This window comes from Bacillus haynesii (assembly GCF_001969855.1).
Lineage (GTDB): Bacteria > Bacillota > Bacilli > Bacillales > Bacillaceae > Bacillus > Bacillus haynesii.
Genome location: NZ_MRBL01000011.1, coordinates 44,674 through 68,424, shown reverse-complemented (window position 1 = coordinate 68,424; position 23,751 = coordinate 44,674). Strand labels below are relative to the sequence as shown.

Genomic DNA, 23,751 nt, shown 5'->3' with positions numbered 1-23,751 from the left:
ATATTATGGATCCGTCAACACTGTTTCTTTTACTTATTATCGCAGCCGGAATCATCTTACTAGCTGTCTTCTTTACATTCGTTCCAGTCATGCTGTGGATCTCGGCTTTAGCCGCTGGTGTTAAAATCAGTATTTTCACACTGATCGGAATGAGACTCCGCCGCGTCATTCCAAACCGCGTGGTGAACCCGTTGATCAAAGCGCATAAAGCGGGACTTGATGTGACCATCAATCAGCTTGAAAGCCACTATCTTGCAGGGGGTAATGTTGATCGGGTTGTCAACGCGCTCATCGCTGCCCAACGTGCAAACATTGAACTCACATTCGCCAGATGTGCGGCCATCGATTTAGCGGGCCGTGACGTGCTTGAAGCTGTTCAAATGAGCGTTAATCCGAAAGTTATCGAAACGCCGTTTATTGCCGGTGTAGCAATGGATGGTATCGAGGTGAAAGCAAAAGCGAGAATCACGGTTCGCGCAAACATCGACCGCCTTGTCGGGGGAGCGGGCGAAGAAACGATTATTGCCCGTGTCGGCGAAGGGATCGTTTCGACAATCGGTTCTTCCGATAATCATAAAAAAGTGCTCGAAAACCCGGATATGATTTCACAAACCGTATTGAGCAAAGGGTTGGATTCAGGCACAGCGTTTGAAATTCTGTCGATCGATATCGCTGACGTTGACATCGGCAAAAACATCGGAGCGATTCTACAGACCGACCAGGCTGAAGCTGATAAAAACATCGCCCAGGCGAAAGCGGAAGAGCGCCGCGCCATGGCGGTTGCGCAAGAACAGGAAATGCGCGCCCGCGTCGAAGAAATGCGCGCCAAAGTCGTCGAAGCCGAAGCCGAAGTGCCGCTTGCTATGTCTGAAGCTCTCCGCAGCGGAAAAATCGGCGTTATGGACTACCTCAATATGAAAAACATCGACGCCGACACAGACATGCGCGATTCTTTCGGAAAGATGACGAAAGACCAAAATGAAGAGGATCATAAATAAACAAGCCCCTGTAAAAAGGAGGGAGCTCATTGCTTGATATCCTGTTCGACAATCCGATTATCATGGCGGCCATCATCGCAGCCATTTCCTTCATATTCAACAAGCTCGGAAAAAATGATGAAAATGAAGAAACGAAGCGAAAACCGGCGCCTGAACGGCCGAAAACGCAGACGCCGAAACAGACGGAACAGCACCGGCCTGCAGAAAATAGAACCGAGCGGCCGGCGGCGGCTGCTGCTGCAAAAAGCGCAGATATGGCTGCAGAGCTCCGCAGAATCAAAGCGGATGCCGAGCGGTCCATGCCGGCCGTTGAACGGACCGTTAAAAAGCAGAGCAGCCGGGTGATCAACCGGAAGCAAGAGCTGCTCGATATGAATAAAAACACGATTGTCCAAGGCGTTGTCCTCAGCGAAGTATTCGGCCCTCCGCGGTCGAGAAAGCCGCATTACACAATGAGGCGCCGGCCTAAAATTTAAGTATTAGAACCCCCTTTTCACTCATACATATGAGATGAAAGGGGGTTCTTTTTTTATGGCGCAAAGAAAAAACCGCATCAAAGCGTGGCTGACAAGAACACTGGAAATTCCCCCTGATGTCATGATGGATCTTCCGAGAATTACGATGATAGGAAGACTTCACATATATATTGAAAACCACAGAGGGCTTTTGCTTTTCAGCGATACGGAAGTAAGGCTGATGCTCAAACAGGGGCAGTGCATCATTCAAGGCAAAGACTTTGTCATCAAAACGATTTTGCCTGAGGAAATTCTGCTTGAAGGCACGATTGAGCTTGTACGCTATATCGATTCATAAGTCAGGGGGAAAGAAGCGTGAAGAATAAATGGCTTTCTTTTTTTTCTGGAAAGATCCAGCTTGAGATAACGGGAAAGGGGATCGAACGGTTATTAAATGAATGCACCAGGCGCAGCATCCCGATGTTTAATGTAAAGAGAAAGAAAGACGCTGTCTTTCTTTATATTCCGCTTTCTGATGTACATGCCTTCCGGAGGGTCATCAGGGATTTCGACTGCAAATGCCGGTTTATCAAACGAAAAGGTTTTCCTTTCCTCGTGCAGAAGTCTAAACGGAATAGCGGCTTCACTGTTGGAATTGCTGCATTTTTTATCATCATGTTCCTATTGTCCAACATGCTTTGGAAAATCGAAATTACAGGAGCCAATCCGGAGACAGAACATCAAATCAGACAGCACTTGGATCAAATCGGCGTTAAAAAAGGCCGCCTTCAGTTTACAATGCTGACCCCGGAAAAAATTCAGCAGGCGCTCACAAAGGGCGTTGAAAACATCACTTGGGTGGGCATTGAATTAAACGGGACGGCCCTTCACATGAAAGTGGTTGAAAAGAATGAACCTGACAAAGAAAAATATATCGGTCCGAGGCACATCGTCGCCAAAAAAGGGGCGACGATCTCGAAAATGTTCGTGGAAAAAGGCGAACCGCTCGTCACGGTGAATCAGCACGTTGAAAAAGGACAAATGCTCGTTTCCGGGCTGATCGGAAGCGAAGAGGAAAAGCAAAAAGTCGGAGCCAAAGGGAAAATTTACGGTGAAACCTGGTACAAGTCAAAGGTAACGGTTCCTCTTCAGACATCATTTGACGTTTTTACGGGTAAAGTAAGGACAAGTCACAAGCTATCCCTCGGATCTTTTTCCGTGCCGATCTGGGGCTTTTCTTTTAAAAAAGAAGAGTTATCGCGCCCGAAGACAGAAACCGAAAAACACTCGCTGCATTTTATGAATTTTACGCTTCCTGTCGCGTATGAAAAGGAACATACGAGGGAGAGCGAACGAATCAAAAGGGTGTACTCGAAAAAAGAAGCAATCCTTGAAGGGATCGAAATGGGAAAAAGAGACATCAGGAAAAAAATCGGCAGCGACGGGAACATTATCAGTGAAAAAGTTTTGCACGAAACGAGCGAGAATGGTAAAGTTAAATTGATCATCCTTTACCAGGTTATTGAAGACATTGTTCAAACAACACCAATTGTTCAGGAGACTAAAGAATGACAGAACACTTACTTGCGATTCATCAGCAACTGGAAAGTCCGAACGAGGCTCAAGCGCTGTTTGGGAACCAGGATTCCCATTTGAAGTTGATGGAGGAAGAGCTGAACATTTCGATTGTCACGCGCGGTGAAACCGTGTATGTGACCGGAGACGAAGAAACATTTGAAATCGTGGACAGCCTGCTTGCGTCCCTCTTGAATTTGATCCGCAAAGGAATCGAGATATCTGAACGCGATGTCTTGTATGCGATCGAGATGGCGAAAAAGCAGAAGCTTGAGTTTTTTGAAAGCATGTATGAAGAAGAAATTACGAAAAACGCCAAAGGAAAACCGATCAGAGTCAAAACCATCGGTCAAAGAGAATACATCGCCGCCATGAAAAGGCACGACTTAATCTTCGGCATCGGCCCTGCAGGAACGGGAAAAACCTATTTGGCTGTCGTAAAGGCCGTTCATGAACTGAAAAACGGACGCATCAAAAAAATCATTTTGACAAGACCAGCTGTTGAAGCAGGGGAAAGCCTCGGATTTTTGCCGGGGGATTTAAAGGAGAAAGTCGATCCTTATTTAAGGCCGCTGTACGATGCGCTCCATGATGTGCTCGGAACGGACCATACGGCACGGCTGCTTGAAAGAGGAACGATTGAAATCGCGCCGCTTGCTTACATGAGGGGGCGGACGCTTGACGACGCATTTGTGATTTTGGATGAAGCGCAGAATACGACACCGGCACAAATGAAAATGTTTTTGACGAGATTGGGTTTTGGTTCTAAAATGGTCATTACAGGCGACATTACGCAAATCGATTTGCCAAAGGGCGTCACATCAGGGCTTGCCGTTGCAAAAAAGATGCTCCTTGATATCGAAGGCATTTCAATTGTTGAACTGGATCAGACGGACGTGGTCAGACACCCGCTTGTCGCCCGTATTATTGAAGCATACGAAAAGTCAAAATAACTCCGAATGGCCCGATCGCCCGTTATCGGGTCATTTTTTAGTTTCCCGCGGGAAAAGAGGTGCTTTTGTTGAAAAAGAAAAAAAGAGACGGAAAGTTTCGGCTCATCCGCTTGGAAAACGGCCGTTTCCTTCCCGTCATTCTTTATGCGGCTTTATCCGCGCTGATGTTCATCCTGCTGTTTTTCCATGTGAGGCCCGAGTCCCTCGACCTCGATTTATTTTCGATCAGCGAGAATACGATCTATGCCCCGGCGACAGTCGAAGACCAAAAGGCAACGGCTAATAAAAAGCAGGAAGCGAGAGAGGAAGTTCCCGATCAGTACACCTTGAAAAAAGAGTACTCTGACAACAGGGTCGACCTTGTCTCATCGATATTCGACATCATTAAAGAAGTGAAAAAAGAAAGCGCAGAACAAGAGAAAAAAGACAAGCAGGCCCCATCTGAAAAAGACCAGATCAAATCTGTTGAAGAAAAGCTGACTTCTGATGTGACGGACTCGCTGTCACAGGATTCAGTCAAACACCTGCTGAGGGCCAGCGACGGAGAGCTTTCCATGACACAGGATTCGGTCATCACCGCCGTCAATGACGTGATGAGCAAAGAAATCCGCGCCGGAAAGCTCGATGAAGCGAAAGAACATGTAACGAAAGAACTGAAGGGCAATTCGATACCTTCAAAATTAAAAAACGCCGCTGATGAGATCGGACGCTTTGCGATCATTCCCAATTATGTATACGATCCCGACAAGACGGAGCAGAAGCGTCAAGAAGCGGCTGACAGCGTGCAGCAGGTACAGATCAAGCAGGGGCAGATACTCGTTGAGGAAAATCAGCTGATCGACAGGGAAGTCTATCGAAAGCTTGAATTGACAGGACTCTTGAGCGGAGCCAACATCTTCAAGCCTGTCGGCGGACTGCTGCTTTTAATCGCGCTTTTCATTTCAGCCTTGGTTTACTATTTCGAAAAGCAGTACAGCAGCCGGATTCCGAAAAACAAGTCGCTCATGCTGTTTTCATTGATTACAGGGATCGTTTTAATCGTCATGGAAGTGATCAGCCTGTTTCAGCAGCTTGAAATCGGCCATATCGGCTATCTCGTGCCGATTGCGATGGGCGTGATGCTCATTAAACTGCTGATCAATGAAAGGCTGGCGATCCTGTCGAGCATGATCCTTTCCATTTGCGGAAGCATGATGTTTAACCAGGGAGTGACAGGCACGTTTAACTATGGAATCGGAACGTACTTCTTGATCAGCTCGATGGCGGGTATACTGTTTTTAGGGAAGCATAATGCGAGGGCGAAAATCCTCCAGGCCGGTTTATTTGTCTCCCTGATCAATATCGTCGTCCTGTTTACCCTGCAGCTGATTCAAAACACGGCGCAAACCGGACTTGAGATGGGGACATACTTTGTCATGGGGGCGGTGTCCGGTATCGGATCGTCGGTTCTTGTTCTCGGGCTCATGCCGTTTTTTGAAAGCGGATTTGGCATCCTGTCCACGATGAAGCTTCTCGAGCTTTCAAATCCGAATCATCCGCTGCTCCGCAAAATTCTGACGGAAACGCCCGGCACATACCATCACAGCGTTATGGTCGCGAACTTATCTGAGGCGGCATGTGAAGCGGTCGGGGCCAACGGGCTGCTGGCAAGAGTCGGCGCCTATTACCATGATATCGGCAAGACAAAGCGGCCCCAATACTTTATAGAAAACCAAATGAATATTGATAACCCGCATGACAAGCTTTCTCCGCAGCTGAGCAAAAACATTATCATTGCCCATGCGACAGACGGTGCTGATATGCTGAGGGATCATAAAATGCCGAAGGAGCTTGTCGACATTGCTGAACAGCATCACGGCACATCGCTGCTCAAGTTTTTTTACTATAAGGCGAAAGAAAAAGGCGATCAGACGACTGAAGAAGAGTTCCGCTATCCCGGTCCGAAGCCCCAGACAAAAGAGGCGGCAATCATCTCGGTGGCCGACAGCGTCGAAGCAGCCGTCCGCTCAATGCATAACCCGAATCCCGAAAGGATTGAAAAGCTGGTGCGCGGGATCATATCGGATAAGCTGCAGGACGGGCAGTTTGACGAATGCGATTTGACTTTAAAAGAGCTCAATACTGTCGCGAAGACGCTCTGCGAAACGCTGAAAGGCATTTTTCATTCCCGGATCGAATATCCGGAAGCTAATCCTAAACAGAAGGTGAAACATACATGAGTTTAATTCTAGATATCACAGACGAGACTGGACGCGTCCCTGAAGACCGACTTGCTGAAATTGAAAAGCTTCTTCAATTCGCAGCGGCAGAGGAAGGCGTCGCAGACGGCGCCGAAGTCTCGGTTACGATCATCAACAACGAAGAGATACAAAAAATCAACAAAGAGTATAGAGGCAAAGATTATCCGACTGACGTCATTTCATTTGCCCTCGAGGAAGACGGCGAAGGAGAGATTGAAATTATCGGCGCTGACATGCCGCCCGTTCTCGGAGATATCATCATCAGCGTTGATAAAGCACAGGAACAGGCCGAAGAATACGGGCATTCACTGATGAGAGAGCTGGGTTTTCTGACGGTTCACGGCTTTTTACACCTCCTCGGCTATGACCATATGACAGAGGAAGAAGAAAAAGAGATGTTCACTAAGCAAAAGGAAATTTTGAATCGATATGGGCTCTCAAGATCCTCATAAACAAAACGAATGGCGCCGTCTGAAAATAAGTTTTTCAAACGCCTTTACAGGAATAATCAAGACGTTCATGTCAGAGCGCAATTTTAGAATTCACTGCGGAGCCGCCATCCTCGTGATCGCCTGCGGCTTTTTCTTCAGGCTGACTCTGATCGAATGGACCATCATCTTGATCCTGATCGGCGGAATGCTCGCCTTGGAGCTGATGAATACGGCTGTGGAGCATACGGTTGACCTCTTCACAAAAGAGAACCACCCGCTTGCAAAAGCGGCAAAGGACGCGGCAGCCGGGGCGGTTTGCGTATTTGCAGCCGTTTCGGGTATGATTGGATTACTCATCTTTTTGTCAAAATTGTTTTGATGCCATGCCTTTCATTGTACGCGATTCTTACAAAAATTTTACATTTGTGATTTGGGCGTGAAAAAGAAGCCATTTTTATGTAAAATAAAAGTGTTAGCGGTACCATAACCGCTATAGGAAGGAATACACACATTGACTAAACAAGAATTGATTGCAGAAGCTTTAAAAGCAAGGGAATTTGCATATGTTCCGTATTCGAAATTCCAAGTCGGCGCTGCCCTTTTGACTGAGGATGGCAAGGTGTACAAAGGCTGCAACATTGAAAATGCTGCATACAGCCTGTGCAACTGCGCCGAACGGACAGCGCTGTTCAAGGCTTATTCAGAAGGAGAAAAATCCTTTAAGATGCTTGCCGTCGCTGCGGATACGCCGGGTCCGGTGTCGCCGTGCGGAGCGTGCAGACAGGTGATTTCAGAACTTTGTTCACCAAACATGCCTGTCATCTTAACCAATCTGAATGGCCAAGTCAAAGAAATGACGGTTCAAGAATTACTGCCAGGAGCATTTTCATCGGAGGACTTACATGACACAGGAAAGCTTTAAATCAGGATTTGTCTCCATTATCGGACGACCGAACGTAGGAAAATCTACATTTTTGAATCGCGTGATCGGCCAAAAAATCGCCATCATGAGCGACAAACCGCAAACAACAAGAAACAAAGTGCAAGGTGTGCTGACAACCGATACATCCCAGACGATTTTTATCGATACGCCGGGCATTCATAAACCGAAGCATAAATTGGGCGACTTTATGATGAAGGTGGCGCAGAACACTTTAAAGGAAGTCGACTTGATCTTGTTCATGATCAATGCGGAGGAAGGCTACGGAAAAGGCGACGAATTTATCATCGAGCGCTTAAAAGGAGTCAAGACGCCGGTATTTTTGATCGTCAACAAAATCGACCGGATTCATCCGGATGAGCTTCTTGTGCTGATCGATGAGTACAGAACCAGGTATCCGTTTCAGGAAATCGTTCCGATCTCCGCCCTTGAGGGAAATAATATCGATACGCTTTTAAAGCAAATTGAGGATTATTTGCCGGAAGGTCCGCAGTTTTACCCGAGTGACCAGGTGACCGATCATCCGGAGCGATTTATCATTTCTGAGCTGATTCGGGAAAAAGTGCTGCATCTGACAAGGGAAGAGATCCCTCACAGCATTGCGGTCTCGATCGAGTCCATTCAAGAACGGGAAAACGGTTCTGTGTATGTGAGCGCGACCATCGTCGTCGAACGCGATTCGCAAAAAGGGATCGTCATCGGAAAAAGAGGCAGTCTGCTTAAAGAAATCGGCCAGCGGGCAAGAACCGATATCGAGGCGCTGCTCGGATCATCGGTGTTTTTAGAGCTGTGGGTTAAAGTGCAGAAAGACTGGCGCAACAAGATGTCTCAGCTTCGTGATTTTGGATTTAGAGAAGACGAGTATTAATTGGACAGAACTTGACCGCGCTTTAGTCGTGACAAAATCTCTCGAATTCAAAGATATATTAGAAAAAATTGTTTAACATGAAATGGAGGATACAAGGTCAAGATAATCTTAAGAATTTGGATGTTTAAAAAGCTAGTTATAAACAGAAAGGTGGGGCTTTTGATGTTGAATTTTACTTGGAATGTATTTTCACAAACAGGAAGCGTTGACACGTACCTCCTTTTTAAAGAATTGGAAAAGGAGAACCTGGAAAGACCCGAAGTACTTGAAGAAGAGCTAGCGCAAATTGACTTTCCAATTTTGTGATCATGCTTGACCCCTCCAATTTTTGGATGGTGCACATATGCTGACGAAATGTGAAGGTATCGTCCTTCGTACAAACGACTATGGTGAAACAAATAAAATCATTACGCTGTTGACGAGAGAGCACGGGAAAATCGGTGTGCTGGCAAGGGGCGCCAAAAAGCCGAACAGCCGCTTGTCAGCGATTTCCCAGCCGTTTCTTTATGCTTCTTTTTTATTCCGCAAATCATCCGGTCTCGGCACATTGGAGCAGGGCGAGATGATCGAAAGCATGAGGAATATCCGCGAGGATCTGTTTTTAACAGCATACGCGGCATACATCGCTGAATTAATTGACAAGGGAACGGAGGAAAAGAAACCGAATCCGTTTTTATTTGAGCTGCTTCTTCAGTCAATGAGGAGGCTGAATGACGGTACAGATCCTGACATTATCGCCAACCTGATCGAAGTCAAAATGCTCAGCGTGATGGGGCTGTATCCGGAGCTGGATGAATGTGTGCACTGCAAAAGCAAAGATGGCACATTTCATTTTTCGATCCGCGACAACGGCTTTATCTGCCACCGCTGTTTTGCGAAAGATCCATACAGGATACCGCTGTCTCCCGCATCCGCCAGGCTGTTGAGACTGTTTTTTTATTTTGATCTGTCAAGGCTCGGAAATGTCTCGGTCAAACAGGAGACAAAGGATGAGCTGAAAAGAGTCATTCAGACGTACTATGACGAGTACTCAGGGATCTACCTGAAATCGCGGCGCTTCATGGAACAAATGGACAATATGAAAAAGATGCTGAGTGATGAAAACAAAAGTTGACAATCTCTTCATCTTTTTATAAGATCATGACATGAAGATTGGTTCAATAATGACGTTGCGTTGACGGAAAGAAGTAATTGCGCGCGGCCTCATTGAAGCGACTCCGGGGCGGTGAAAGCCGGGGATGAGAGCGTAATGAAAGGCATTCCCTGAGCAACTTTTAAAAAAGAGGCTGAGACATTTCCTCTCAGCAATTAGGGTGGAACCGCGGGAGAACTCTCGTCCCTATGTTTGTGGGTAAACAAGCATAGGGACGGGAGTTTTTTTCTGCCCAAACTAAGCCCTATGCCAAAAATTAAACTTGAAAACACGTTTTATGGAGGTGCTTCATTTGAATATTCAAGAAATGATTCTGACCCTGCAAAAGCACTGGTCCAATGAAGGATGCGTACTTTTGCAGTCGTATGATGTAGAGAAGGGTGCAGGAACGATGAGTCCATATACGTTTTTGCGGAGCCTTGGACCTGAACCTTGGAAAGTCGCTTATGTGGAGCCGTCAAGACGCCCTGCGGACGGAAGATACGGGGACAACCCGAACAGGCTTTATCAGCACCATCAATTCCAGGTGATCATTAAGCCGTCTCCCGACAATATTCAAGAGCTTTATTTAGATTCATTAAAAGCTCTTGGAATCGACCCTCTGGAGCATGATATCCGTTTTGTCGAGGATAACTGGGAAAATCCGTCGCTCGGCTGCGCCGGGCTTGGCTGGGAAGTGTGGCTTGACGGCATGGAAATCACCCAGTTTACCTATTTTCAGCAGGTCGGCGGGCTTGAGTGCAAACCGGTTTCTGTGGAAATCACATACGGTATTGAACGCCTTGCTTCTTATATTCAAGACAAAGAAAACGTCTTTGACCTCGAATGGACGAAAGGCTATACGATAAAAGACCTGTTCAAGATGGCTGAATACGAGCATTCCGTCTATACGTTCGAGACATCTGACGTCGACATGCTGTTCGAATTGTTTGCCACGTACGAAAAAGAAGCGAACCGTCAGATGGATCAGGGACTTGTCCATCCTGCTTATGATTATGTACTGAAATGCTCGCATACGTTCAACTTGCTTGACGCAAAAGGAGCGATTTCCGTCACGGAGCGCACAGGATATATTGCAAGGGTGAGAAATCTGGCCAGAAAAGTGGCGAAAACGTATTATGATGAACGCGAAAAGTTGGGTTTCCCAATGCTGAAGGAGGAAGAGGCTTCACATGAGTAATCAAGATTTGCTTTTAGAAATCGGATTAGAAGAAATGCCGGCGCGCTTCATGCATGACAGCATGACTCAGCTTGGTGAAAAACTGGAAAGCTGGCTTAAGGAAAAAAATATTGCCTTCGGTTCCGTCAAGCTGTATAACTCCCCTAGAAGACTGGCCGTTCTTGTCGAGAACGTGGCGGAGAAGCAGGACGATGTGACAGAAGAAGCGAAAGGACCGGCAAAGAAAATCGCCCTTGACGAAAACGGCGAATGGACAAAGGCGGCCATCGGCTTTTCACGCGGGCAAGGAGCAAGTCCGGAAGATTTGTATTTTAAAGACATCAAAGGAACGGAATATGTTTTTGTGCAAAAATTCCAAAAAGGTCAGGATACGTTTTCATTACTTCCTGAGCTCGGCGACTTGGTGACAAGCCTCCACTTTCCAAAAAACATGCGCTGGGGCAGCGAAGATTTGAAATACATCAGGCCGATTAAATGGATCGTCGCGCTGTTCGGCAGTGAAGTCGTTCCGTTTTCAGTCGCTCATGTCGAAACCGGCCGCACAACACAGGGACACCGCTTCCTCGGAAAAGCAGCCGACTTGAGCGCACCTTCTGAATACGAAGCGGCACTTGAAAGCCAGTTTGTGATTGCCGATCCGGACAAACGGAAGCAGCTGATCGTTAAGCAGCTTGACGAACTGGCGGCTGAAAAGTCCTGGGACATTCCGAGAGACGAGGACCTGCTGGATGAGGTCAACCATCTGGTTGAATATCCAACAGTTCTGTTCGGTTCTTACGAAGAGGAATTTCTCGCAATTCCTGAAGAGGTGCTCGTGACAACGATGAAAGAGCATCAGCGTTATTTCCCTGTCAAAGATGAAAACGGCGGCTTGCTTCCTTACTTTGTGACCGTCCGCAACGGAGACAGCCGCGCCCTTGAAAACGTGGCGAGAGGGAACGAAAAGGTGCTGAGAGCAAGGCTTTCAGACGCCGCCTTCTTCTATAAAGAAGATCAAAAACTAAACATTGACGAGAATGTGAAAAAACTCGAAAAGATCGTTTTCCATGAAGAATTGGGATCGCTTGGAGACAAGGTGAGACGCACTGAGGCGGTTGCTGAACGGATCGCTGAAATCATCGGTGCGGATCAAGAGACGGTGCACATGATCAAGCGCGCTTCGCACATTTCAAAATTCGACCTTGTGACACACATGGTTTACGAATTTCCTGAGCTGCAGGGCATCATGGGTGAAAAATATGCGCGGATGCTCGGGGAGAAAGAAGAAGTGGCGCTCGCTGTCAATGAGCACTATATGCCGAGACAAGCCGGAGGGGAAACACCTTCATCAATCGTCGGCGCCGTCGTCGCATTAGCGGATAAACTCGATACGGTCGCTTCATTCTTTAAAATCGGCGTTATTCCGACAGGATCTCAGGATCCGTATGGACTAAGAAGACAGGCGAGCGGCATCGTCCAAATCCTGCTTGACCGGAACTGGGGCATTTCATTCAAAGAACTGGCTGCGTTTGCCGGACAGGAAGCAAACAGCGAACTGCTCGAATTCTTTAAACAGCGCCTCAAATACGTATTAACAGCGGAAAACATCCGCTACGATGTCGTGGATGCCGTGCTCGAAAGCTCGAACCTTGAGCCGTATTCGGCTGTCAAAAAAGCCGCTGTTCTTGAATCGGCTGCAGCAAAACCGGAATTTAAAGAAACGGCTGAAGCGCTGGCAAGGGTTATTTCGATCAGCAAAAAGAGCGAAACGAACGCCATTGACGCGTCACTGTTTGAAAACCCTCAAGAAGAGGAGCTTTTCAAAGCTTATGAGGCGTGCAAACAGCAATTAGAGACCCTTTACCAAGCAAAAGATTATGAGGGAGCCTTCAGTGAGCTGTCCAAGCTGAAAGAGCCGATCGAAGCTTATTTTGATCACACGATGGTCCATGCCGAAGATGAAAGATTAAAAGCGAACCGCCTGGCGCAAATGGCAAGCCTGGCGGAGCTGATCCGATCTTTTGCAAACATCAATGCCATCATTGTAAAATAAACACCGCAGAAGACGGTTGCTGACAAGCTGGCAATCGTCTTTTTGCTCAAATCGATTTTTCACATCCTTGTCAAATAGTGCCCGTCTTTTTCATAGAATTCAATTGTAATTGCTGTTATTTTAGTCTTCATATGCGTTATAATATGTTATCGACTTTAATACATAACGAACGAATTGTGAGCTTCGGCTTAAAGGTGGTGAGTACGATCGAACTAAATAAACGTCAGGAGCATATTTTGCAGATTGTCAAAGAGAACGGGCCGATTACCGGAGAGCATATCGCGGAAAAGCTGAATCTGACGAGGGCTACGCTTCGTCCGGATTTGGCGATATTGACGATGTCAGGATTTTTGGAAGCAAGGCCGCGGGTCGGTTATTTCTACACGGGAAAGACGGGTACGCAGCTCTTGGCTGATAAGCTGAAAAAGCTGCAGGTGAAAGACTTCCAGTCCATTCCGGTGGTCATTCATGAAAATGTCTCCGTTTACGATGCGATTTGCACGATGTTTTTAGAGGACGTAGGAACGCTTTTTGTCGTTGATGATAATGCCATCTTAGTCGGTGTACTTTCACGAAAAGACTTGCTCAGAGCCAGCATCGGCAAACAGGAGCTCCCTTCAATACCCGTCCATATCATTATGACGAGAATGCCGAACATTACGCTTTGCAGGCGCGAAGATTTCATTTTGGACATTGCCAAGATGCTCATCGAAAAACAAATCGACGCACTGCCTGTTGTAAAAGATACAGAAAAAGGCTATGAAGTTGTGGGAAGAATTACGAAAACGAACATGACAAAAATTTTAGTCGGCTTATCTGAAAATGAAATCATGTAGAGTGAACTTCAAATGGAGGGATATCATGAGTAATCGGACGATTTATGTTGTATCAGACTCTGTCGGCGAGACCGCTGAGCTCGTAGTCAAAGCGGCTATCAGCCAGTTTAACGGTTCATCCGAGCAGACAAATATCAGGCGGATTCCTTATGTCGAAGACCGCGGAACAATAAAAGAAGTGATTTCGCTGGCAGAAGCGGACGGCGGCATCATCTGTTTTACGCTTGTTGTCCCGGAGATTCGTGAATTTTTAATCGCCGAAGCTGAAAAGGCGAATGTCGTGTATTACGATATCATCGGCCCGCTGATTGAGAAAATGGAGTCGGTCTACGGCTTTAGCGCCAAATATGAGCCGGGCAGAGTCCGACAGCTGGACGAAGATTATTTTAAGAAGGTAGAGGCGATCGAATTTGCCGTGAAATATGATGACGGCAGAGATCCAAGGGGCATCTTAAAAGCGGATATCGTGCTGATCGGCGTGTCGAGAACGTCCAAAACTCCGTTATCCCAATACCTGGCGCACAAACGGTTAAAAGTGGCAAACGTTCCGATCGTTCCCGAGGTGGATCCTCCCGAAGAGCTCTTTACCGTTGATCCGGCTAAATGCATCGGGTTAAAAATCAGCCCAGATAAGCTGAACCATATCCGCAAGGAGCGCCTGAAATCGCTCGGCCTCAACGACAAAGCCATTTACGCTAATATCAACCGCATCAAAGAAGAGCTTGAATTCTTTGAAAAGATCGTCGGCCGCATTGGCTGCAATGTCGTAGACGTATCAAATAAAGCAGTAGAGGAAACGGCAAACATTATTCACAACATGATGACAAAAAGGGTCTAAGAATAAAACTCAGGACACCCCATCCTGGGTTTTTGCTTTGATGGTTTTGGGAAAAGTGAAAATGATAGCATCTTTAACCCATTTGTATTATAATAAAAAATTGTGATAAAATAATTAACTTTTAGGTTTAAGCTTAGTACAGAACGAATAAACTATTATGGGTATCGTGTCAAGAATTTCCCGAAAAAAACTTTCGACAAATTCTTATAGATCGATTAATTTTGAAACCTGTGTGATTTTGCCTGTATTTATAGCAGGAGATTGATGGAGGGATGGAGAATTAGTCTTCTTGAAAAAGAAAGGACGATTTTTGTCGATGCAGACGCATGCCCGGTGAAAGATGAAGTGCTCAAAACAGCGGCGGATTTCGACGTAAAGGTGGTATTCGTGGCTTCATTCGAGCATTTTCAAGTTACAAGGAAAGAAGAAGAGAATTGGACATATGTCGATCCGCACAAAGAAGCAGCGGATCTGTACATTGCCAACCATGTTCGATCAGGTGATGTCGTCGTTACACAAGATATCGGGCTGGCATCGCTTTTGCTTGGCAAAAAGATCTATGTGATGTCGGAGAGAGGCTATCTTTTCGAAGAGAACTCCATCGATCATGCTCTTTTCCGCCGTCACGTCGCACAAAAATTGAGAAGAAGCGGACGTTACACGAAAGGCCCGAAAAAACTGGTCAAGGAAGACCGAGAGCGATTTGTCAAAGAGCTGCAAAAAATCTTGTCGAAAATTGAAGGATTTACGTACTAAGCAGCGAATTATGTACGACGGAGTGTTGGAACATGGGCAATCGTATACCAGACGAAATTGTAGAACAGGTGCAGAAATCAGCTGATATCGTAGAAGTTATCGGAGAGTACGTCCAGTTAAGAAAACAGGGGCGTAATTATTTTGGGCTTTGTCCTTTTCATGGTGAGAATACGCCATCTTTTTCCGTTTCCGGAGAAAAACAGATTTTTCATTGTTTTGGCTGCGGAGCGGGAGGGAATGTTTTTTCATTTTTAAGACAAATGGAAGGTTATTCATTTACCGAGGCCGTCTCTCACCTGGCGGACAAATATCAAATAGATCTGCCGGAGCAGGTTGCAGCTGTATCAGCATACAGCACAGGCAGTTCGGATGAACAGAAAATGGCAGAAGCTCATGATCTGTTAAAGAAATTTTATCATCATTTGCTCGTCAATACAAAGGAAGGCCAGGAAGCGCTCGATTATTTGCTTGAAAGAGGCTTTAAGATGGAGCAGATCGAGCAGTTTGAAATCGGATGCGCCCTTGATTCGTGGGATTTCATCACGAAGTTTTTGGAACGGAGAGGTTTTGATCTTGCGCTGATGGAAAGAGCTGGACTCATCATCAGACGCGAGAATGGAGACGGCTATTTTGACCGTTTCAGAAACAGAATTATGTTTCCGATTCATGATCATCACGGGACAACGGTCGCTTTTTCCGGACGGACGTTCACCGGGGAGCAGCCAAAATACATGAACAGCCCGGAAACGCCGCTTTTTCGAAAAAGCAAGCTCCTCTATCATTTCCATCAGGCCCGCCTTCACATTCGAAAAGAAGAGAGGGCCGTCCTTTTTGAAGGATTTGCCGATGTTATTTCAGCCGTCAGCTCCGGTGTGAAAGAATCGATCGCCACGATGGGCACATCGCTGACGGAGGAACATGCGAAGATCATCAGGCGAAATGTCGGAGAGGTCATATTGTGCTATGACTCGGATCATGCCGGTTATGAAGCCACGCTGAAAGCGGCGGAGATTCTTCAGAAAAAAGGCTGCAACGTCAAGGTGGCTATGATACCTGACGGGCTGGATCCCGATGACTACATCAAAAAATTCGGCAGCGAGAAATTTAAAAATGATGTAATAGGGGCCAGCGTTACGATGATGACGTTTAAAATGAACTATTTCCGCAAGGGCAGAAACCTGTCTGATGAAGGAGACCGTTTAGCCTATATCAATGATGTACTGAAGGCAGTCAGCGTTCTCAGCGGGCCTTTGGAACAGGAAATATACATCAAACAGCTGGCAAATGAGTTTTCAATCTCATTTGAATCCTTGAAGGATCAGCTTTCCGTATTTGAAAAGCAGGCTGTAAGCCGCAGCAGGGAAAGCAGCCGCCAGGACTCAAAAGAGCGGCAGGCGGCAGTATCGCGCGCGCCGCGGAGAAAGACGGGTCTTCGGCCGGCTCACGAAAATGCGGAGCGGATGCTCCTGGCCCACATGATTCATGACCGGGACGTCATTCGAAAGGTTTTGGACCGGGTGGGCTTTGAATTCAACCTTGATCAGCACCGCGCGATTGCCGCTTATTTGTACGCCATGTATGAAGAAGAAGCGGACATTTCCATCCAGGAGCTCTTTAAGAGAGTCGAGGATCAGGAACTTGGCCAGCTTCTGACAGATATCTTAATGCTTCAAGTGAACGAAGAATTAAGTGAAGCGGAATTATCTGATTATGTAAAAAAAGTGTTGAATTATCGAAATTGGTCAATGATAAAAGAAAAAGAAGCTGCAAGGGCGGAAGCCGAGAGGCAAAAAGACTTCATCAAAGCGGCAACTTTGGCGCAGGAAATTGTTAAGCTGAACCGTTCGCTGAAATAAACCGTTATATATAATAGGAAAAGCTTTTGGCAATGAATCCTAACGGAGGAGCAAAAGCTGCTTGTCCTAATCATATATTGTCAATTTATGATTTGCTTTCCCGTGAAGCCCTAGATGAGAGAGAAGGCTTTACTTGTGAAATAGGAACAAAAAAGCGGGATGCTTTTAGAATTCGTCTGTAAGTTTTGGAAGGAGGGATCCATGAATGGCTGATAAACAAGCACACGAGACCGAAACTGAATTCACATTTGAACAGGTGAGGGATCAATTAACAGAGGCTGGAAAAAAGCGCGGAGTGCTCACATATGAAGAAATTGCAGAGCGCATGTCCAGCTTCGAAATCGAATCAGACCAAATGGATGAGTATTATGAATTTTTAGGAGAACAAGGCGTTGAATTAATTAGCGAGAACGAAGAAACTGAGGATCCTAATATTCAACAGCTGGCCAAGGCCGAAGAAGAATTTGACCTTAACGATTTAAGCGTGCCTCCGGGCGTTAAGATAAACGACCCTGTCCGCATGTACCTGAAAGAAATCGGACGGGTAAACCTTTTGTCTGCAAAAGAAGAAATCGAATACGCGAAAAAAATCGAAGAAGGCGACGAAGAGTCAAAGCGCCGTCTCGCTGAAGCCAACTTGAGACTTGTTGTCAGCATCGCAAAACGGTATGTCGGCCGCGGAATGCTTTTCCTTGACCTTATTCAGGAAGGAAACATGGGCCTGATGAAGGCGGTAGAAAAGTTTGATTACCGCAAAGGATACAAATTCAGCACATACGCGACATGGTGGATCAGACAGGCGATTACAAGGGCGATTGCCGACCAGGCGAGAACGATCAGGATTCCTGTTCATATGGTTGAAACCATCAACAAGCTGATTCGCGTTCAAAGGCAGCTCCTTCAGGATCTCGGCCGCGAACCAACGCCTGAAGAGATTGCGGAAGATATGGATCTGACGCCTGAAAAAGTCCGTGAAATCCTAAAGATCGCTCAGGAACCGGTTTCACTCGAGACTCCGATCGGTGAAGAGGACGATTCACATCTGGGAGACTTTATTGAGGATCAAGAAGCGACTTCTCCGTCAGATCACGCAGCATATGAATTGCTGAAAGAACAGCTTGAAGATGTACTGGATACATTGACAGACCGTGAAGAAAATGTGCTCCGCCTTCGTTTCGGCCTTGATGATGGTCGTACAAGAACATTAGAAGAAGTTGGTAAGGTGTTCGGGGTAACAAGAGAACGAATTCGCCAAATAGAAGCTAAAGCACTTCGTAAATTAAGACATCCAAGCAGAAGCAAACGCTTGAAAGATTTTCTCGAATAAACTTGAACGGGTCAGGAGATCCGTTCTTTTTTTCACGAAAGAAATGAAAGCGCTATTATTGGTAACCCGATTATATTTTACTTAATTTCTTTCGAATTTGCAAATATCCAAAAGTGTATTTTGAGTCATTATAACCTTGAGATCGAAGGAAAAGCCCTTTATAATTATTGTTGTAACCGTATTCAAAAACTGGTTTTTAGATGGGAAATGAACAATCGCTTCATCGTCCATTATTTTGTCTAAAATGTGAACTTCATCAGCTTTTGTTTCATAACCGGTTTACTTTTTGTAAAATTAAAGTAGAATTAGAATTGTTTACATAAGGGGCAGGGGTAAATTAAAAAGGGGGATGTAAAATGAACCGCAATCCATTGATACCATTTTTGTTAATCGCCATTATGGGCATAGGACTGGTTTTTATCTTATCCATAAAAGGCCTTTATGACGCAAAAGAAATTGCAGGCGAAGGGAATAAAACAGCTCAAGAAGACAAAGCGGATGCCTCGCCTGAAGAAATTTACAAAGCGAACTGTGTAACCTGCCACGGCGAGAATTATGAAGGTGTATCAGGCCCTAAACTGCAAGGTGTCGGGGACCGGATGGATACAGGTGCGATTAAAGAAAAGATTGAAAAAGGCGGCAACGGAATGCCGGGAGGACTGGTTCCGGCGGAAAAGCTTGATGATATGGCAAAATGGGTGTCAGAGATTAAATAGGTTAAAACCGTTTCATCACCAAAAGGATTCGCAATGAAAGCTTTGACAAGAGCTTTTGTGCGAATCCTTTTTCTGTTTTCGGTAAATGGGTGATCTTGCTTGACGAGGAATCACCTCGAAAGGGTGATTTGAACTATTTCAGCATCCGTGATTCCGTCCTTTATGACGGTGCGGCGTCTATTGGAAATAGGTCTTTATTACTTTTTTCTGAAGGCTGCACTCATCTTTGCAAGGGAAAAAATAAGCAATCCACCCTATTTAAGTAAGATTGCATCTATTTTACTATTATATAAATGGAAAAAATGCAGCGGATGCACTGTTGTCATCCGTCTATTTGAGTATTTCTTGAGGTGAATCAAATGAGTCATGCGAGCACATTGAATCATATCCACAGCACGATTAACCAAAATCTGGCTGATGTAGAAAGCCGGATTGAACGAGTCAAAACAGCCAAAAAGGAGATTGAGAAAGAACACGAAACCGGGATTGTCGAGATCAGACAAATTTTGCACCCTCATCTGAACAGCCACTGGACAGGGGACTTCGCCAGCGATTTTGATGACGAACGGGATGAGGCTCATACATCTATGTACAACATCGTGAACGGAAAGTACGAAGGCTATATTTCCCAGCTGGAGAGAAAAATTTTCGCGCTGGAAATTGAAAAGCACAGCCTTGAATTGGCGGGAGCAGCAGCTAAAGAGGCGGATCATTTACTCTCTCTCGGGGAAAAAGCGGTTGATCAGTTGAGCGATAAAATCCGCTCAATCAAAAACAGTTGGAGCTGGTTTTAATGACGACAATCAAGCTGAAACATGAAGCGGTCATCAAAAAGCTGGAGGCCGTAAGAGAGGCGCTTGATGCCCTAGACCTGCCAAACCCTCCGAAAGCTGCAGGGAAAAATAAATTGACATATACGACAAAGTGCCACGAACGCGAGCAAAACATTCATCAGATGGTGGCCGATTACAAAAAAGCCGTACACAAAAACATAAAGGACACGAAGGAAAATGTCGATTTGCTGAAAGAGCAGGACAAAGCAATCGCCAGAAAATAGCCTGAGGTTAGAGAGGACAATTCAATGAAAGTATTTGAAGCGCATTCTTTAATTGAAGCAGCGAATAACCGCAAGAAACAATACGAAACCTTTGAGGATCAACTGCAAACGCTCAAAAAAGCGTTTCTCGGAGTCGCCGATTTAGGTGATGATTTTCAGGGGAAAGGTGCGGACAACATTAAAGACTTCTATAAGGGACAGGCAGAGATTGTAGACAGCTGGTTAAAGCTTGTTGAAGCGCAGATTGCTTTTTTTAAAGGTGTATCAGGTGACATAAAGGACAAAAAGCTGTCCGATTCTTATGTGGAAGTCTCTTTTTTGGATCATGAACTGAAAAACGCGGATTTGAAAGCGACGGAAATCGTCTCGGGGCTCAAGTTGGAAATGGATAAAATCATCGCAAGCATCAGCGATATCGTTGACTTGGACAATTGGACGCTCGACGATTATATTGATAAAATGTCTAAAGCGCAAACAACCCGGCAAAACACCATCGACGCCGTTCGTGAGCTGGATGAATCGCTCAAGACCGAATACATGAATTTACAAGCGCTCGACAGCGCCGTGCTCGGCAAATATTCCGGGCTGATGGAAGCTACAAGCCACGGAAAAACCGCCTCGCCGATGTATTTTAGCTTGAAATCGTTCCATTCAAGCGAGATCTATAAAAATACGATAGAAGTTGAGACTCAAGCCGCCAATTATATTGAATTCAAAAACGAACAGGCAGAAGCGCGCAGGCTTCAGGAAAAACAAGAAGAAGAAGCGAACAAGCCTTGGTATTTAAAAGCGCTTGACGCTGCCGGAACATTTGTCGGGGAAGTCAGCGGGTATTATGATTATAAGAGAGCCGCTGAAGGCGTCGACCCGGTCACAGGAGAAAAGCTGACAGACGGCCAGCGTGTCGCCGCCGGAGCAATGGCAGCGGCCGGCTTTATTCCGATTGTCGGCTGGGCAGGCCGCGCCTTCAAAGGCGGAAAAGCCATCTATAAAACAGGAAAAACGCTCGTAGCTGCCGAACATGCACTTGACGCCTATAAAACGACAAAAGCAATGGATGCTCTAAAAATGACAGAAATGGGCGCCTACGGCTTTGTTGCTGCAAACGGTTTTGGCGAAGCTGTCACCGGCCGCGATATGTTTGGAAATCAATTATCTGAAGAAAAGCGTAAACAAAGCCTGATGAGTGCAGTGACTATGCTGGGCGTTGGGGGTATGGGTCACTATTTGGATCGTGTACATACCGGAAAAATGCCTGTTTCTTATTCACCTGTAAATAGGAGTAAAGCAGATAAAAAGGTTACAGACATTATTGATAGTGCTAATCGAACAGTTGAAAAGGTAAGTCCATCAGCTGATGTGGTTACTTACAGACGAGTTCAAGGCGGAATACCACCAAATGCAAGCAGGGTTCGTATAAACATAGATAAAAATGGCAGAGTTAGTATTCCAAATAAAAAAGCAAATTTGAATATCAGTGCAGGTAATGCTGAACATGCTCAATATTTCCTTAAAAAACGAGGGAATGAGGCTGAAATTGTTGAATTTGATGTGCCGAAATGGTTTGATGATTTTATCAAAGAACATGCAATCCCTCAAAAAGGATACAAATCAAACCCTAAAAATCAAGGAGGTACTGCTCCTAAAACAGTAGATCCTACTACTCCTGGAACATCATACGAAGTTCCTGCTCCATGGATGGAGTGGATAGAAGAGTACGCTGCCAATGGCAGGATCATAAAAAATGAGTGACTGAACGTTAAGGGGGGAGAGCTAAAATGTTATTAGAACCAACGTATGCTGAAAATATAATAGTTGGGGTTGTTTATAATAACGCATGGAACTGGTATGTCACAGAAAAAGATGTATGGTTTTTAGATTATAATAAACTCGACGAGGCCTACAAAGCTAAAGGATTTCAACTAGATGATTTCATTGATGAGAGTGAGCGGGGCGGTATTCAGGTATTAAACCATAACAATGCATTAGAATTCTTGCAACGAATCAAAAAGTACAAGGTAACAACTGAAGAATTAAATCATCTGATGCATGAAATTTTTCAACACAATGCAACTGATGATCTGTTAGATTTCAGTCCTTCATTATTAATTGATTTTGATAAGCGAAAGTTGTATTCCATGTACCCAGAGCCAGCATCTTATGAAGAATATGTACCGAATCATTGGATCGGAATTTATGAGGACTTTACAAATCTAGTTCCTACAAATCAAAAGTATTGGATAAATCATAAAGGGAAAAGTTTATTTTCAGAAAGATAGGAGAGTTTCTTATGAGTAGTAATGATACGGTAACCATGTTGAATGAGGAATTTGAGAATGATCAGACAGGTGAAAAGGTCGAAGGCATTACGATTATCGTAGATGGACAATTTAAACAAGTTTTAGATATCATTAAAGCCAAAAGCGACAGTTATGAGAATTACACTGAAATCATACGGGACGCTCTTTTTGAGGGTGTAAACAGTATGACCATGAAGCTGAGAAGTAAAGAATAATAATGAATGATTAGAAAATACCCCGATTTACAAAAAGACAAACAGAACTCCCAATTTTTTGCTTGTTGAGGAGTTCTTTTTTTATATACTGATCATTCTATAAGACATCTTGCTGTCCGACATTGGCGTGATGTCCCGGTGTATCCCGGTGTATCCCGGTATATCCCGGTATGTATTTAAAGTGCCTAATCAATAACTTTGAATGAACTGAACAATCTAGATATGATCTAAATAAAGGTGCTCAAAAAAATGGGATGATAGAAAGTTGGTTTTTAAAGATGAACATCAACAACATACACGATTTTAATTTAAACCAAGAAAATGACTTCTTAACGATACAAACAAAACTAAAAAAACATATCAATCTAGCAAACTCCGTCAGCAAAGACGCTCTGCAAACCTGCGCGGGGGTTGATGTAGCTTATTGGGAGGAAGATGGTGAAGCGTTTGGTGTCTGCAGTATCATCGTGCTGGATTTTCATACGAAGCGTGTCATTGAAAAAGTCCATAGTGCAGGGAAAATCGATGTGCCCTATATCGCGGGGTTTCTTGCTTTTAGGGAGCTGCCGCTTATTATTAAGGCGGCTAAGAAGCTGACGATTGAACCGGATGTTTTTTTATTTGACGGGAATGGCTATCTCCATTATAACCATATGGGGATTGCGACACATGCAGCGTTTTTTCTCGAAAAGCCAACGATCGGTATTGCGAAAACTTACTTGAAAATAAAACAAACTGATTTTGTGATGCCTGATAATAAATTCGGCGCTTATACCGATATTGTGATTGATGGCGAAGTTTACGGACGTGCGGTGCGGACAAGGCAAGATGTTAAACCGATTTTTCTATCATGCGGACATTTGCTTGATTTAGACAGCAGTTATGACATCGCGATGAGCTTGATCAATCGAGAAAGCAGGCTGCCGATTCCGGTTCGACTCGCGGATCTTGAGACGCATGCTTTACGTGCGTACTACAGAGAGAATCAAAAATTGGCCGAGTAGAATGTAATTTTCTGTTCCAGC

At 45.2% G+C, this 23,751-nt stretch carries 27 protein-coding genes; all 27 read left to right on the top strand.

Going from position 1 to position 23,751, the window contains the following annotated elements; genetic code table 11:
• The first annotated feature begins 5 nt into the window (after positions 1-5).
• The 27 genes from floA to BTA31_RS10535 all read left to right on the top strand — a co-directional run bounded on the left by floA (position 6) and on the right by BTA31_RS10535 (position 23,730).
• Positions 6-998 (top strand): flotillin-like protein FloA, encoded by a 993-nt coding sequence (gene floA / locus BTA31_RS10660; RefSeq protein ID WP_020452249.1) that lies wholly within the window; start codon positions 6-8, stop codon positions 996-998.
• Positions 999-1,027: 29 nt separating this feature from the next.
• Complete coding sequence (locus BTA31_RS10655; RefSeq protein ID WP_076791435.1) at positions 1,028-1,474, top strand: hypothetical protein; 447 nt, start codon at positions 1,028-1,030, stop codon at positions 1,472-1,474.
• A 55-nt stretch (positions 1,475-1,529) separates the two neighbouring features.
• Positions 1,530-1,811 (top strand): sporulation protein YqfC, encoded by a 282-nt coding sequence (gene yqfC, locus BTA31_RS10650; protein WP_003183644.1) that lies wholly within the window; start codon positions 1,530-1,532, stop codon positions 1,809-1,811.
• A gap of 17 nt (positions 1,812-1,828) precedes the next feature.
• Complete coding sequence (gene yqfD / locus BTA31_RS10645) at positions 1,829-3,025, top strand: sporulation protein YqfD (RefSeq protein WP_076791432.1); 1,197 nt, start codon at positions 1,829-1,831, stop codon at positions 3,023-3,025.
• Complete coding sequence (locus BTA31_RS10640; protein WP_043928566.1) at positions 3,022-3,981, top strand: PhoH family protein; 960 nt, start codon at positions 3,022-3,024, stop codon at positions 3,979-3,981. The genes yqfD and BTA31_RS10640 overlap by 4 nt, the downstream gene beginning before the upstream one ends.
• A 164-nt stretch (positions 3,982-4,145) precedes the next feature.
• A complete protein-coding gene (locus BTA31_RS10635; protein ID WP_239693171.1) occupies positions 4,146-6,200 on the top strand; it encodes an HD family phosphohydrolase in 2,055 nt (684 codons plus the stop codon).
• Positions 6,197-6,673, top strand: a complete 477-nt coding sequence (gene ybeY, locus BTA31_RS10630; RefSeq protein ID WP_076791426.1) for an rRNA maturation RNase YbeY — start codon at positions 6,197-6,199, stop codon at positions 6,671-6,673. Before BTA31_RS10635 ends, ybeY begins: the two co-directional genes overlap by 4 nt.
• Complete coding sequence (locus tag BTA31_RS10625; protein WP_043928564.1) at positions 6,651-7,031, top strand: diacylglycerol kinase family protein; 381 nt, start codon at positions 6,651-6,653, stop codon at positions 7,029-7,031. The genes ybeY and BTA31_RS10625 overlap by 23 nt, the downstream gene beginning before the upstream one ends.
• A gap of 132 nt (positions 7,032-7,163) precedes the next feature.
• On the top strand, positions 7,164-7,574 hold the full coding sequence (locus BTA31_RS10620; protein WP_043928563.1) for a cytidine deaminase: 411 nt from the start codon (positions 7,164-7,166) through the stop codon (positions 7,572-7,574).
• The gene (era, locus tag BTA31_RS10615; RefSeq protein ID WP_043928562.1) at positions 7,555-8,460 is read left to right on the top strand and encodes a GTPase Era; all 906 of its coding nucleotides are present in this window, start codon (positions 7,555-7,557) and stop codon (positions 8,458-8,460) included. Before BTA31_RS10620 ends, era begins: the two co-directional genes overlap by 20 nt.
• Before the next feature lie 162 nt (positions 8,461-8,622).
• The gene (locus tag BTA31_RS10610; protein WP_003183626.1) at positions 8,623-8,766 is read left to right on the top strand and encodes a YqzL family protein; all 144 of its coding nucleotides are present in this window, start codon (positions 8,623-8,625) and stop codon (positions 8,764-8,766) included.
• Positions 8,767-8,803: 37 nt separating this feature from the next.
• Positions 8,804-9,574, top strand: coding sequence for a DNA repair protein RecO (recO, locus tag BTA31_RS10605; protein WP_076791423.1), 771 nt, complete (start codon positions 8,804-8,806; stop codon positions 9,572-9,574).
• A 331-nt stretch (positions 9,575-9,905) separates the two neighbouring features.
• Positions 9,906-10,793 (top strand): glycine--tRNA ligase subunit alpha, encoded by an 888-nt coding sequence (gene glyQ, locus BTA31_RS10600; RefSeq protein WP_020452239.1) that lies wholly within the window; start codon positions 9,906-9,908, stop codon positions 10,791-10,793.
• A complete protein-coding gene (gene glyS, locus BTA31_RS10595; RefSeq protein ID WP_076791420.1) occupies positions 10,786-12,825 on the top strand; it encodes a glycine--tRNA ligase subunit beta in 2,040 nt (679 codons plus the stop codon). Before glyQ ends, glyS begins: the two co-directional genes overlap by 8 nt.
• A 197-nt stretch (positions 12,826-13,022) precedes the next feature.
• Positions 13,023-13,661, top strand: a complete 639-nt coding sequence (gene ccpN, locus BTA31_RS10590; protein ID WP_094777426.1) for a transcriptional regulator CcpN — start codon at positions 13,023-13,025, stop codon at positions 13,659-13,661.
• A 25-nt stretch (positions 13,662-13,686) separates the two neighbouring features.
• Positions 13,687-14,499, top strand: coding sequence for a pyruvate, water dikinase regulatory protein (locus BTA31_RS10585; protein ID WP_003183615.1), 813 nt, complete (start codon positions 13,687-13,689; stop codon positions 14,497-14,499).
• 264 nt (positions 14,500-14,763) lie between these two features.
• Positions 14,764-15,255, top strand: a complete 492-nt coding sequence (locus tag BTA31_RS10580; protein WP_076791418.1) for a YaiI/YqxD family protein — start codon at positions 14,764-14,766, stop codon at positions 15,253-15,255.
• Between the two features lie 32 nt (positions 15,256-15,287).
• Positions 15,288-17,111, top strand: a complete 1,824-nt coding sequence (gene dnaG / locus BTA31_RS10575; protein ID WP_076791415.1) for a DNA primase — start codon at positions 15,288-15,290, stop codon at positions 17,109-17,111.
• A 26-nt stretch (positions 17,112-17,137) separates the two neighbouring features.
• Positions 17,138-17,293, top strand: coding sequence for a hypothetical protein (locus BTA31_RS22855; RefSeq protein ID WP_158039115.1), 156 nt, complete (start codon positions 17,138-17,140; stop codon positions 17,291-17,293).
• Positions 17,294-17,316: 23 nt separating this feature from the next.
• A complete protein-coding gene (rpoD, locus tag BTA31_RS10570) occupies positions 17,317-18,438 on the top strand; it encodes an RNA polymerase sigma factor RpoD (RefSeq protein ID WP_043928723.1) in 1,122 nt (373 codons plus the stop codon).
• A gap of 356 nt (positions 18,439-18,794) precedes the next feature.
• Entirely contained in the window at positions 18,795-19,154 is a 360-nt protein-coding gene (gene cccA / locus BTA31_RS10565) for a cytochrome c550 (protein ID WP_043928722.1), read from the top strand.
• A gap of 359 nt (positions 19,155-19,513) precedes the next feature.
• On the top strand, positions 19,514-19,948 hold the full coding sequence (locus BTA31_RS10560; protein WP_076791413.1) for a YwqH-like family protein: 435 nt from the start codon (positions 19,514-19,516) through the stop codon (positions 19,946-19,948).
• On the top strand, positions 19,948-20,211 hold the full coding sequence (locus tag BTA31_RS10555) for a YwqI/YxiC family protein (protein WP_043928719.1): 264 nt from the start codon (positions 19,948-19,950) through the stop codon (positions 20,209-20,211). Before BTA31_RS10560 ends, BTA31_RS10555 begins: the two co-directional genes overlap by 1 nt.
• Positions 20,212-20,235: 24 nt before the next feature.
• Positions 20,236-21,963 carry a ribonuclease YeeF family protein gene (locus BTA31_RS10550; protein ID WP_076791411.1) on the top strand — a complete coding sequence of 576 codons (1,728 nt, stop codon included), beginning with the start codon at positions 20,236-20,238 and terminating at the stop codon, positions 21,961-21,963.
• Between the two features lie 26 nt (positions 21,964-21,989).
• A complete protein-coding gene (locus BTA31_RS10545; protein WP_076791407.1) occupies positions 21,990-22,490 on the top strand; it encodes a hypothetical protein in 501 nt (166 codons plus the stop codon).
• Between the two features lie 11 nt (positions 22,491-22,501).
• Positions 22,502-22,726, top strand: a complete 225-nt coding sequence (locus tag BTA31_RS10540) for a hypothetical protein (protein ID WP_043928716.1) — start codon at positions 22,502-22,504, stop codon at positions 22,724-22,726.
• A gap of 278 nt (positions 22,727-23,004) precedes the next feature.
• Entirely contained in the window at positions 23,005-23,730 is a 726-nt protein-coding gene (locus BTA31_RS10535) for an endonuclease V (protein WP_076791510.1), read from the top strand.
• The last annotated feature ends 21 nt before the right edge of the window (positions 23,731-23,751 follow it).